Source organism: Streptococcus sp. HMSC067A03, from assembly GCF_001814295.1.
In the GTDB taxonomy this organism is placed as follows: Bacteria; Bacillota; Bacilli; order Lactobacillales; family Streptococcaceae; genus Streptococcus; species Streptococcus constellatus.
In genome coordinates, this window is the sequence record NZ_KV815650.1 from 18,540 (window position 1) to 31,547 (window position 13,008).

The 13,008-nt window shown below is 31.5% G+C and carries 10 protein-coding genes and 2 tRNA genes; 9 read left to right on the forward strand and 3 right to left on the reverse strand.

Features of this window, described 5'->3' with window-relative positions; all coding sequences use genetic code 11:
* Positions 1-8 precede the first annotated feature (8 nt).
* The 4 genes from HMPREF2963_RS04230 (at position 9) to HMPREF2963_RS04245 (ending at position 2,316) form a co-directional block, all read left to right on the forward strand.
* Positions 9-1,331 (forward strand): sensor histidine kinase, encoded by a 1,323-nt coding sequence (locus HMPREF2963_RS04230; protein WP_222609648.1) that lies wholly within the window; start codon positions 9-11, stop codon positions 1,329-1,331.
* A complete protein-coding gene (gene comE / locus HMPREF2963_RS04235) occupies positions 1,331-2,080 on the forward strand; it encodes a competence system response regulator transcription factor ComE (protein ID WP_039677734.1) in 750 nt (249 codons plus the stop codon). The genes HMPREF2963_RS04230 and comE overlap by 1 nt, the downstream gene beginning before the upstream one ends.
* Before the next feature lie 85 nt (positions 2,081-2,165).
* Positions 2,166-2,237: transfer RNA gene (locus tag HMPREF2963_RS04240), tRNA-Glu, on the forward strand.
* Between the two features lie 5 nt (positions 2,238-2,242).
* Positions 2,243-2,316, forward strand: a tRNA-Asn gene (locus HMPREF2963_RS04245).
* Positions 2,317-2,399: 83 nt separating this feature from the next.
* Here HMPREF2963_RS04245 and HMPREF2963_RS04250 read toward each other — a convergent pair.
* Both HMPREF2963_RS04250 and HMPREF2963_RS04255 read right to left on the reverse strand, forming a co-directional pair.
* A complete protein-coding gene (locus tag HMPREF2963_RS04250; RefSeq protein WP_070668909.1) occupies positions 2,400-4,979 on the reverse strand; it encodes a YfhO family protein in 2,580 nt (859 codons plus the stop codon).
* Positions 4,980-5,052: 73 nt separating this feature from the next.
* Complete coding sequence (locus tag HMPREF2963_RS04255; protein ID WP_070668912.1) at positions 5,053-6,675, reverse strand: ATP-binding cassette domain-containing protein; 1,623 nt, start codon at positions 6,673-6,675, stop codon at positions 5,053-5,055.
* Positions 6,676-6,829: 154 nt separating this feature from the next.
* On the opposite strand from HMPREF2963_RS04255, the gene HMPREF2963_RS04260 reads away from it, so the two are divergent.
* From HMPREF2963_RS04260 to guaB, 5 genes are all read left to right on the forward strand, one after another.
* Positions 6,830-7,369 carry an NAD(P)H-dependent oxidoreductase gene (locus HMPREF2963_RS04260; RefSeq protein ID WP_070668916.1) on the forward strand — a complete coding sequence of 180 codons (540 nt, stop codon included), beginning with the start codon at positions 6,830-6,832 and terminating at the stop codon, positions 7,367-7,369.
* 23 nt (positions 7,370-7,392) lie between these two features.
* Positions 7,393-8,082 carry a triose-phosphate isomerase gene (locus HMPREF2963_RS04265; RefSeq protein WP_070668920.1) on the forward strand — a complete coding sequence of 230 codons (690 nt, stop codon included), beginning with the start codon at positions 7,393-7,395 and terminating at the stop codon, positions 8,080-8,082.
* A 20-nt stretch (positions 8,083-8,102) separates the two neighbouring features.
* Positions 8,103-9,098 carry a UDP-glucose 4-epimerase GalE gene (gene galE, locus HMPREF2963_RS04270; protein ID WP_070668922.1) on the forward strand — a complete coding sequence of 332 codons (996 nt, stop codon included), beginning with the start codon at positions 8,103-8,105 and terminating at the stop codon, positions 9,096-9,098.
* An 81-nt stretch (positions 9,099-9,179) separates the two neighbouring features.
* Complete coding sequence (trpS, locus tag HMPREF2963_RS04275) at positions 9,180-10,205, forward strand: tryptophan--tRNA ligase (protein ID WP_070668926.1); 1,026 nt, start codon at positions 9,180-9,182, stop codon at positions 10,203-10,205.
* Positions 10,206-10,342: 137 nt separating this feature from the next.
* Complete coding sequence (gene guaB / locus HMPREF2963_RS04280) at positions 10,343-11,824, forward strand: IMP dehydrogenase (protein WP_070668928.1); 1,482 nt, start codon at positions 10,343-10,345, stop codon at positions 11,822-11,824.
* An 84-nt stretch (positions 11,825-11,908) separates the two neighbouring features.
* On the opposite strand, the gene recF is transcribed toward guaB, so the two are convergent.
* Positions 11,909-13,006, reverse strand: a complete 1,098-nt coding sequence (gene recF, locus HMPREF2963_RS04285) for a DNA replication/repair protein RecF (RefSeq protein ID WP_070668932.1) — start codon at positions 13,004-13,006, stop codon at positions 11,909-11,911.
* Positions 13,007-13,008: the final 2 nt, after the last annotated feature.

Genomic DNA, 13,008 nt, shown 5'->3' on the forward strand with positions numbered 1-13,008 from the left:
TAAGTATAGTGAAAATAGAATTTATACATTGGATTATATTCTCAATTATAGAAGCTGTTTCTGTTGTATATTGTTATAAGAAGATAAGTAGAGTGAATAAAGTGAATATTCACTTTACTTTATTATGTTTAGGAATTGTATTTTTGACTGATTTTACTACAATAATACATTATTCGGTTAGATATATAATGTTTTTTATTCAACCATTATTTTTTTATTTATACTTTGTTAAAGTAAAAAAAGTTAAAAAACATTCGTCTTTATTTTTAGCACTATTTTTATCTTTAGCTGTATCAGGTTCTGAAACCTTCTTTTCAGTTATTATTTCTTCTGTTACAGGTGATAAGTTTGTTGATAGATATTGGGGATTGTTCTATATTTTTATTAATATTATTTCTTTAGTTTTCATTTTAAAAGCAATTGATTATTTTAAGTTTAATTTTAAATATTTTAAAAAGGTTGATTTCAAAGATAAGATTGTACAGTTAAATTTTTATCTATTATTCATTCATTTTTTATTAAATATATCGCATTGGCTTAGCAATATGAAAAGTTTAAATAGTTTTTCTAGTATGATTGCTACAATTTGCTTTTTAATGTTTATGTCAATTTTATTCTACTTACAATCTATTCGCGAAAAATATGAAAAAGAGGAGCAAATTAAACAAAAAGAACGAGAACAGCTACAACTACAAAAGTATACAGATGAAATTGTGAGTCTTTACAATGAAATTCGAGGTTTTCGTCACGATTATGGTGGGATGTTGGCAAGTTTCCAATCTGCCATTCATACAGGTAATATAAGAGAAGTAGAACGAATTTATCAGGAAGTACTAGTAAATGCTAATTTACAACTTCGTTCAGATAAATATACTTATTTTGATTTAAATAACATTGGGGATTCAGCGCTTAGAAGCGTTATGATACAAACCTTGTTTAAGGCACGTGATTATAATATAGAATTAACATTTGAAGTAAAAGATTTTGTCAAGCCTTTGCCGATTAAATTATTAGATCTAGTTAGAATGACAAGTGTTCTTTTAAATAATGCAATAGAAGGATCGGCAGAAAGTTATCAAAAAACAATGAATGTTTCTTTGGTAGATTTGGATACAGAAACTATCTTAGTCATTCAAAATTCACGTAAAAAAAGACAACTAGACTTAGAAATGATTTATCAAACCGATTTTTCAACAAAGGGCGAGGGACGAGGTTTAGGTTTAAGCAATATCAAAGAAATTATTAATAACTATGAAGGAATTATTCTTGATACAAACATTGAGGATGAATATTTTACACAAGTAATGAGAGTAAGGAAAGAAGGTTTATAATGAAAGTACTAATATTAGAAGATGAAATTACACATCAAGTTAGAATGGAAACAACATTGGCAGAAATAGCTAAGGAAATGGGGATTACGATAAAAGTTAAAATAACTGGAAAAGTAAGAGAATTTAAAGAATATATTGAAAACGATGAAGTAAATCAATTATATTTTTTAGATATTGATATTAAAGGTGAAGAAACAAAAGGGTTAGAAATAGCCAAATTTATACGGCATCACAATCCTTATGCCATTATTGTTTTTGTTACAACAAAATCAGAATTTGCTACTATGACGTTTAAATATAAAGTATCTGCATTGGATTTTGTTGATAAAAATTTGAATGATGCTGCTTTTAAAAAACATATAAAAGACAGTATTGAATATACAAAAGCAACGTTGATTGAAAATAAAGATATGGTTGATTATTTTGAATATAGTTTCCGTGGTGGCGAAGTTAGAATGCCTTTTAATGATATTTTATATATTGAAACGACAGGTTCTTCTCATAAATTAAGAATTGTTGGTAAAAACTTTTTTAAAGAATTTTATGGTACGATTGCAGATATTCAGGAAAAAGACGAGAAAACACAGCGCTTCTTTTCACCTCATAAATCTTATCTAGTTAATATTGGGAATATTAAAGGTTATGATAAAAAAACAAGAGAAATTATTTTTTATGAAGATCACCGTTGTCCGATTACTCGAATGAAAATTGGAAAGTTGAAATCCATTTTAGAGGAATCAAAAGGATGAGTAAAAACTAAATTTTTAAATAAAAACTATTGACAAAGTTTTCCAAACTGGTATAATAGTATATGTTCTGTTAAAGAACATATATGGTCCGTTGGTCAAGGGGTTAAGACACCGCCTTTTCACGGCGGTAACACGGGTTCGAATCCCGTACGGACTATATTATCCGGCATAGCTCAGTTGGTAGTAGCGCATGACTGTTAATCATGATGTCGTAGGTTCGAGTCCTACTGCCGGAGCTACTAAGCATTCATAAAGGGTGCTTTTTTATATTATCAAGATATAATAAAACCCAAACTGAGCAAAAAGACAGTTTGGGTTTTTAATTATAACAATTTTTCTTTCGTATCTTATTATAAATAATAAAGAACGAGATTCCAGATAAAAATGCTATACTACCATCTTTAAGACCATTCGGGATAAATGTCAATTTAATTTTTCCCTCTCCTTTTTTTACATTAACCTTCATAAAGCCATTTTGTGCTCTTGAAATTTTGATTGTTTTCCCATTTTGCGTTGCAGACCAACCTTTATCATAAGGAATGGTGAAGAATAAAGAACTATTTCGTTGAGCTTGATAATATGCTGTTATTGTATTATATTTTGTTGTTACTGATACTTTTTGTTGTTGAATCTTGTTTATTGCTTGTTGAAAACGATTTGTATCAAGAGTATAAAATTCAGGACTATCAAACGAAACTTTTGAATTATCTGGAAAAGTTACTTTTACAGTTATGGTTTGCTTGTGATTAAAGTATCCAAGATTAAAAAAAGGAAAGACATTATTAGTACTATAATGCATTTTTTGATTGTTGTTTACAGTTATGTCAACTGATTTTTGGTTGTCATTTGAGAAAGTTAAGTTTGGTAAAGTTAAATAAACTTGACTATTTGCTGGAACTTCTAAAGTATAAGAGACACTGGCAAAAGAATCATGACCATTTTTATCTACTTCTGCAACTATTCTATTTCCAACCTGTTTAACATTATGATTACTTGTAGGAGTTAATCGGTGATAGTATTTTAAATTTAATCCAGAAAGTTGATTGAGAAAACGAGTTTGATTATCTAACGTTAAATGATTAAACTTTACATCTTTGTAAATTGAATTTGTTAGAAATGCTAGTGAATTAGCATTTCTATTTTCATAGAGTGTTAAATTATCTTTAGTCTTAATAGACGAAAAACCATATTTCTGAGGATTATTTGTTGAAATATTATATTTTACTCCTAATAAGCTATCCATAATAATACTATTATTTTGATAACGTAAATTTAAATTCGTTCCAGATGATTTGAAACCGAGTTTATCAAGAATAGAACTAGCTGCAGTATTACGAACAGAAGAAAATTGAGAGATACCATTATAATTGTACTTCATGCTGTCATTTCCAGTTTGAATAGACAATTTTTCGGTTCTAAAGAAATTTAAGTTTTTCTTTTTACTATATTTAACGAGTGAATCAATAGATGTTAAATCTTGTTCATAAGCATTCCTACTTGCAAAGATCCATTCCTTTGCAATTCCTTCCATTTGATAAAAGCTATTTAAACTAAGTTCAAAACAAACAAATAATAAAGTAGAAACTGTAAATATTTTAGAAGGGATATATTTTTTTGTATAAGCCCAAAAAATTAAAAGATAGGCGACTAAAAACTCTAATGTTAAGATAAAATTAACGGAACCTAAAAATTTGTAATGTTTCTTAAAAATAAAAGTAGAAATAAACCCAAATCCTAAGATAGAAAAACTAACTAGAATATTTGTTAGTTTAAATTCCTTTAGACGTTCTAAACTTTCTGCAGCTAAGAAGATAATGACAATGGAAAATGTCCAAGAATAACGATGTAGAAACATATTTGGCGCATGCATACCTTGCCAAAATAAATCTAACGGTTGTAAAGAAAAGCTAGCTACTAAAATTGTAATTAAAAGAAAATAAGCAAGTTTCACGTGAAACTTAATAGATCGTAATGTAAAAAATAGAACTGCTAACAATAATGGAATGAGACCAACATAAATCATAGGAATAGAGCCATATTTAGTTGTGTCAAAAGCTCCAATGAAGTTTTTGGCAAAAATATCTAAATACCAACTTTTTTCAGTCAGTAAGGTTGTCACTTTTGTTAATTTTTCACCATGAGTTTTTAAGTCTAGAAAAGTTGGTAAAATCATGATAAGACTCGTTATCCCAGCTAAAATTGATACAATTGTAAAGTCCAGGAAAGATTTAATCCTAGTTTTAAAATCCCATGAAATTTGAACAATATACCATAGAATAAGAAAGAGAACCATCATGTATCCAAAATAATAATTTTGAATGAAAAGAATTGACAAAGATGTAAAGTAAAGAATACGTTTATTTTGAACAATTAATTGGTGTAAACCAAGTAAAATTAGTGGAATAATAATAAAAATATCTAACCAAGTTTTTATTTCAAGTTGACTAACTGCAAAACTCATTAAAGCATAGGATGTTGACAGTATTAAAATATAATAAGGACAAATTTTTTTGAATATATTTTTAATGCTTATGAAACAAGTCAATCCCATCAAACCAAACTTTATCAGAGTAAATAAATATACTGCATCTGGCATATTTTTTAAATTGAAAAAGTAAACTAAAGGTGATAAAAAACTTCCAAGATAATAGCTAGATAAAGCATAAAAATTTAATCCAAGTCCACTTGTAAACGTGTAAAAAATACTGTCTGTACCATGCAAAATATTTCTTAAAGTAACATCGAAAATGACATACTGATGAAAACCATCTCCCAAAAGTGGAGAAGTGTCACTTTTCCAATAAATTCCATTTATAAAATAAGTTAAAAACAGGATAAAAAATGGGATAAAAAATGCAAATAGATAATAAGGTTTAAGAAGTTTTTTGATTTTTTTCATAGGTTATTATAAATAATAAAATGCTAAAAATTAAGGAACTGAATCTTTTATCAGCTCCTACTGTCGAAAAGGTTTAATCTTTCCAAAGGTTCTTGACTTTTTCCTGTACTTCTTGATTTTCTAAAAATTCATCATAAGTTTCGTCAATACGATCAATGACACCATTTTTAGAAAGAACAATAATGTGATTAGCAAGTGTCTGGATAAATTCATGATCATGACTAGCAAAAATAATAGATTCTTTAAAGTTTTTCAGACCGTCATTTAGGCTAGAAATAGATTCTAAGTCTAAGTGGTTGGTTGGATCATCTAATATCAAAACGTTTGATTTGAGAAGCATGAGTTTTGACAGCATGACACGAACCTTTTCCCCACCTGACAAAACATTGACAGGTTTGTTAACTTCATCACCAGAGAAAAGCATACGCCCTAAGAACCCTCGAAGGAAAGTATTGTCATCTTCTTCTTTACTTGCAAATTGACGGAGCCAGTCAAGAATAGATTCCCCACTAGCAAAGTCTTTGCTGGTGTCTTTTGGTAGATAAGATTGACTAGTTGTAACGCCCCACTTTACAGTTCCTTCATAGTCAATATCTCCTATAATAGCTCGAATCAAAGCAGTTGTTTGAAGGTCGTTTTGTCCAATCAAGGCTGTCTTATCTCCAGGGCGCAGAATGAAGCTGATATTATTAAGAATAATATCGCCGTCAATCTTGACAGAAAGATTTTCGACTGTCAAGAGGTCGTTTCCGATTTCACGTTCTGCTTTGAAGTTAATAAATGGATATTTACGGCTTGATGGGACAATTTCTTCCAATTCAATTTTGTCAAGCATTTTTTTACGAGAAGTTGCTTGCTTAGATTTTGAAGCATTAGCAGAGAAGCGAGCAACGAATTCTTGCAGTTGCTTGATTTTTTCCTCAGCTTTAGCATTGCGGTCTGCTAAGAGTTTAGCAGCTAATTCACTAGATTCTTTCCAGAAGTCATAATTACCAACATAAAGTTTGATTTTACCGAAGTCTAAATCAGCCATATGGGTACATACTTTATTAAGGAAGTGACGATCGTGAGATACAACAATAACGGTGTTTTCAAAATCAATCAAAAAATCTTCTAGCCAAGAGATGGATTGGATATCAAGACCGTTTGTTGGTTCATCTAGTAACAGAACGTCTGGTTTACCAAATAGAGCTTTAGCAAGAAGAACTTTTACTTTATCTCCATTTGATAATTCGTTCATATTTTGGTAGTGGAAGGTTTCAGGAATATGAAGATTTTGTAGCAATTGAGAAGCTTCGGTTTCGGCTTCCCAGCCACCTAATTCAGCAAATTCACCTTCTAATTCAGCTGCTCGGACACCATCTTCATCAGAAAAATCAGGTTTCATATAAATGGTATCTTTTTCTTTCATAATATTATAAAGATGCTCATTCCCCATGATAACTACGTCAATAACTCGATTTTCTTCATAGTCAAAATGATTTTGTCGAAGGACTGAGAGACGTTCATCTGGTCCGAGTGAGATATTTCCAGTAGTTGGTTCGATATCGCCAGCTAAGATTTTTAAAAAAGTTGATTTTCCTGCACCATTAGCGCCGATTAAACCATAAGTATTTCCTTTTGTAAATTTGATATTCACATCATCAAATAATTTTCGATCACTAAATCGTAGTGAGACATCCGATACTGTAAGCAATATTTTTCTCCTAACTCTGTAATTAGTTTCATTTTACTAGAAAATTTGACTTTTTTCAAATGATTCAGGGATAAAATATTACATTTTAGAATATAGAGAAGTAAGAAAAAATAAATAGATTTATAATAAATTTATAAATTTTTAGGAGGAAAAAATGAAAATTTTATTAATAAATGGTTATCAAAAGCATGATTTCTGTAAAGGAGAATTAAATTTTAGTTTGTATAATGTTATGTTGGAAAATTTACGACACAAACATGATATTCAGTTATCGTCAGTTGAGGACTACAACGTAATAAACGAAAGAAATAAATTTTTGTGGGCAGATTTGATTATTTTTCAATTTCCTATTTATTGGTTTAATGTGCCTGGAAAGTTAAAGCTGTATATGGATGAAGTTTTTGAATATGGTCAATTTTATTCGTTTGCAGATACTTATGGTCAAGGTGGTTTAATGAAAAACAAGGAGTACATCTTATCCACAACTTGGAATGCACCAGAAGAAGCGTTTAATAATCTGACTACATTTTTTGATGGAAAAGATGTTGATGATATTTTGATTTCATTTCATAAGACCATGGAATTTTGTGGTTTAAAGAAAAGAAAAACACTATCTTTCCATAATGTTGTAAAAAATCCTCAATTTGAATCTTACAAACAAACAGTGGAAGATTATTTTTTAAAAGAATTGTAAATATGATGTAAAGGAATAGTAAAGTGTTAGTTGTTTTTAATTTTAAAAATCAGATGTCAATCAAGCAACAATTAGAATTGTTAGAGAAGTTCAATCAACCAATAAACAAGCAGCATCAATTGATTATAGCTCCTATTATACCAAATTATGATGAGTATCATTTTGACATCGCAGTTCAAAATTTGTCAATTAAAGGAAGAAATGTAGGTGATTTATCACCTCAACATTTAAAACATTACAATATAAACTATGCTTTTGTAGGCCATTTAGAAAGACAAAAGTGTTTAAATGAAACAACAAGAATTATTCGATCAAAGCTTGACAATGCTTTACAGAAAGATATTGTCCCTATTATTTGTGTAGGAAATCATGAAAATCCTATTTTTGAATGCACAACATATTTAGATGGTTTGAATCTTCAGGATAAACATATTATCATAGCTTATGAAATATTAAGTGCAATATTAAAAGGAAAAAAGGATTATTCATTTAAAAAAGTTGAAGAAAGTTTCCAAGATTTAAAAGATTATTTAGATAATTCAAGTGTAAAGCTTGGGTTTACATATCAGTTGATTTTTGGTGGGGGTGTAAACTGTAAAGATGTTGAACAGATTTTAACCATTGGATTTGATGGTATTCTTATTGGAGATAGAATTGAAAGTTTGGTTGAAACCTACCAGTACTTACTAAAAGATACTCTTGTATTGATGTAGAAAGACAAGGAGAAGAAAAAATGAAATCAATTTTAGTAACAGGTGGAGCTGGATATATTGGCTCTCATACTGTAAAGGCACTTTTAGATGCTGATTATGATGTGCATGTTTTGGATAATCTAGCATCAGGTGTCAGGGATGCGGTGGATGTAAGAGCGCACTTTAAAGAACTGGATGTTTATGATGAGCTGGCATTAAAAGATTATTTACAGTTTCATAAAATTGATGCTGTATTGCACTGTGCAGGGGAAATCGTTGTTAGTGAAAGTATTGAAAATCCTAGTAAATATTTTGCGGCTAACGTAGCAGGCATGAACCATGTTTTAAAAGTATTATCAGAAGTAGGCATCAATAAGATGATTTTTTCATCAACGGCTTCAGTTTATGGAAATAATTGTATGGATAAATCAGCAAATGAGGATACGCTATTAAATCCAGTAAATCCTTATGCAGAGACAAAACTGATGGGAGAACGTATGATTTATTGGATGGCCAATCGTTATAATTGGAAATATGTTATTTTTCGTTATTTTAATGTTGCTGGTGCTGCTATGGATGCTTCAAATGGTTTGAGAGTTAAAAATCCGACACATATCATCCCTAATATTAATAAAACGGCTCTGGGACAAAATGATGCTTTAAAAATTTTTGGCGATGATTATGAAACGAGAGATGGTTCATGCATCCGTGATTATATTCATGTTTTAGATTTAGCTCAGGCACATGTAAAGGGATTTGACTATTTGTTTACAGATTCGTCAACGTCACAGATTTTCAATCTAGGAACTGAACATGGTTACACTGTCAAGGAGATATACAATACTGCAGAGCAAATTTTACAGAAAAAAATTCCTCATGAAATTGTCGCACGTCGTGTCGGTGATCCAGCAAATGTGTTAGCAGATACTGCTAAAGTAAGAGAATTTTTAAATTGGCAAGCCTCTTATTCTTTGAAAGATATTATATTATCTGATTATAATTGGCGTGTGAAAGCTGGCAATTCCATTGTCAAATAATTTTTAGAAGTGTAGAAATAGTTTCTACACTTTTTTCTTGAAAATGGTATAATATTATCAAGAAAATTCAAGGAGAATGTGATGTCAAAACCTATTATTTTAACAGGAGATCGTCCAACAGGGAAGTTACATATTGGTCATTATGTAGGAAGTTTGCGAAATCGTGTTTTATTGCAAGATGAAGGGAAACATGAATTATTTGTATTTTTAGCTGATCAACAAGCTTTGACGGATCACGCTAAGGATCCTAAGACAATTGTGGAGTCAATCGGGAATGTGGCATTAGACTATTTAGCTGCTGGCTTAGATCCTGAAAAGACAACTATTTTTATTCAAAGTCAAATTCCAGAGTTGTCAGAACTGTCAATGTATTATATGAATCTGGTATCACTAGCTCGTTTAGAACGTAACCCAACTGTCAAGTCAGAGATTGCTCAAAAAGGATTTGGTGAAAGTATCCCGACTGGTTTTTTAGTTTATCCAATTGCACAAGCAGCAGATATCACTGCTTTTAAAGCGAATTATGTTCCAGTAGGTAATGATCAAAAACCAATGATTGAACAGACTCGTGAAATTGTACGTTCTTTTAATCATACTTATAGTTGTGATGTCTTGGTAGAGCCTGAAGGCATTTATCCTCAAAATGAAGCTGCAGGGCGTTTACCAGGGCTTGACGGGAATGCAAAAATGTCTAAATCTTTAAATAATGGTATTTATTTATCTGATGATATGGATACTCTACAAAAGAAAGTGATGAGCATGTATACGGATCCTGACCATATCAAGATTGAAGATCCTGGTAAAATTGACGGTAATATGGTTTTTCATTATTTAGATGTATTTGGTCGTCCAGAAGATATGCGAGAAATTACAATAATGAAAGAACACTATCAACAAGGTGGACTGGGAGACGTGAAAACAAAACGCTATTTATTAGAAATTTTAGAGCGTGAATTAGGTCCAATTCGTGAACGTCGTGTTGAATTTTCAAAAGATATGGGAGAAGTCTATACTATGTTACAAAAAGGTAGTGATAGAGCACGGCAAGTAGCTAGTCAAACACTTTTTGAGGTAAAGTCTGCTATGGGAATTAACTATTTTCAATAAAAATGAGCAAAACTATCACCTAACGTGATGGTTTTTACTTTTTATAAAATAGAGATTGACAAATACAGATAGAATGGTATCATATTAACAATAAATACGAGCTATGCTCAATAAATAAAGAAAAGAGGAATTTGTGGATGTCTAACTGGGACGTTAAATTTTTGAAAAAAGGTTTTACTTTTGATGATGTATTACTCATTCCTGCTGAGAGTCATGTTTTGCCAAATGATGCTAATTTACAAACAAAATTGGCTCAAAATTTGACACTCAATATTCCAATTATCACTGCAGCAATGGATACTGTTACAGAAAGTAAAATGGCCATTGCTATTGCTCGTGCTGGAGGTCTTGGTGTTATTCACAAAAATATGTCTATTGAGCAACAAGCAGATGAAGTTCGGAAAGTTAAACGTTCGGAAAATGGAGTTATCATTGATCCATTCTTCTTGACTCCGACTCATACGGTTTCAGATGCAGAAGAATTGATGGAGCGTTATCGTATCAGTGGAGTTCCTGTTGTTGAAACTCTTGAAAATAGGAAGCTAGTTGGGATTATTACAAATCGTGATATGAGATTTATTACGGATTATAATCAACCTATCTCTGCGCACATGACGAGTAAAAATCTTGTGACAGCTCCTGTTGGAACAGATCTTGAAACAGCAGAACGGATACTTCATGAACATCGCATTGAAAAATTGCCGTTGGTTGATGACTATGGTCGTTTGTCTGGTTTGATTACAATTAAAGATATTGAAAAAGTAATTGAATTTCCAAATGCAGCCAAAGATGAGTATGGTCGTCTTTTGGTTGCTGGTGCAGTAGGAGTTACTTCTGATACATTTGAGCGTGCAGAAGCTTTATTTGAAGCAGGGGCAGATGCCATTGTCATTGATACAGCACACGGACATTCAGCGGGAGTACTTCGGAAAATTGCTGAGATTCGTGCACATTTTCCAGAACGAACGTTGATTGCAGGAAATATTGCCACTGCAGAAGGTGCGCGTGCGTTATACGATGCTGGAGTTGATGTTGTGAAAGTTGGAATTGGTCCAGGTTCAATTTGTACCACTCGTGTCATTGCTGGAGTTGGTGTACCTCAAGTGACTGCGATTTATGATGCTGCACAAGTTGCCCGTGAATACGGGAAAACAATTATCGCAGACGGTGGCATCAAATATTCTGGAGATATTGTAAAAGCTCTGGCTGCGGGAGGTAATGCAGTCATGCTTGGTTCAATGTTTGCTGGCACAGACGAAGCACCAGGTGAAACGGAAATTTTCCAAGGTCGTAAGTTCAAAACTTATCGTGGAATGGGTTCCATTGCTGCTATGAAGAAAGGCTCAAGTGATCGTTATTTCCAAGGTTCTGTCAATGAGGCAAATAAGTTAGTTCCAGAAGGAATTGAAGGTCGTGTAGCTTATAAAGGCGCAGCAGCAGATATCGTTTTCCAAATGATTGGGGGGGTTCGTTCTGGTATGGGCTACTGTGGAGCAGCTAATCTTCAAGAACTACATGATAAAGCACAATTTATCGAAATGAGCGGAGCTGGTTTGAAAGAAAGTCACCCTCATGATGTTCAAATAACGAATGAAGCTCCAAACTATTCTGTTCAATAAAATTATAAAAGCTCTGCACTATATGATGTAGAGCTTTTATAATTAACTAAGTTGACATCGTTGTAAATTTTAATAACATACACTTTACATGTTTTTTTTTGTTAAATTTCCTTCGTGAATTGAGAAAATTTTAATATCAGAAGGCATGTTTTGTAAATGTTCTAGAGTTGTTGTGGTGATAAATGTTTGGATATTTTGGGAAATAGATTCAAGTAGATTAAGTTGACGGTTATTGTCAAGTTCACTCATGACATCGTCAAGTAGAAGAATTGGTTTTTCTTTAGTAACAGTTTCCATAAGCTCAATTTCTGCCAATTTGAGAGATAAGACTACGCTTCGATGTTGTCCTTGACTACCAAAATTAGCATTCATATCATTGATATAAAAAGCAATATCATCTCGATGGGGACCAACTCCAGTAGTTTTTTTAAATAAATCTCTGCTACGACTTTGTTTTAATGCAATTCGAAAAGCTTCTTCTAGTTTATTGAAATCTGAAAGTCGAATAGAAGAGCAGTATTTAATAGTTAAATTTTCTAAATTATTTGAGAGTTCCAAATGTTTTTGCTGACCAAAGTATTCTAATTTTTTGAGAAATTCTATTCGATGCTGCATAATGCGGCAACCAAACTCTACTAACTGATCATCCAAGACAGTTAAAAAAGTCTCATCTATTGTTTTTGCTGTCTTTAAATAAGTATTTCTCTGTTTTAGAACATGATGATAATGTGATAAATCAGATAAATAAATTGGTTTAATTTGCCCCAACTCTATATCAACAAATTTGCGTCTAAGGGCTGGAGCTCCTTTAATCAATTGTAAATCTTCTGGAGCAAACAAAACAATATTCATATTTCCAATGTAATCTGATAATTTGCTTTGTTTTAGATGATTAACCTTTGTAATTCTTCCTTTTGGTGTCAAGTCAATCTCTAAAGAGATCTTTCCAATTTGCTTGACAAGTTGTCCAGATACTTTTAAGGTGTCTTTAGAAAAATAAATTAAATCTTTATCTGAATGAGTTCGATGACTCCGTGTCAATGCAAGAAAATAGATAGCTTCTAAAATATTTGTTTTTCCTTGAGCATTTTGACCTAGAAAAATGTTGAGTCCAGGATGAAAGTCTATTTCAGTTAGCTCGTAATTGCGAAAATGTTGAATTTGTAAGTTTTTTAACCACATAT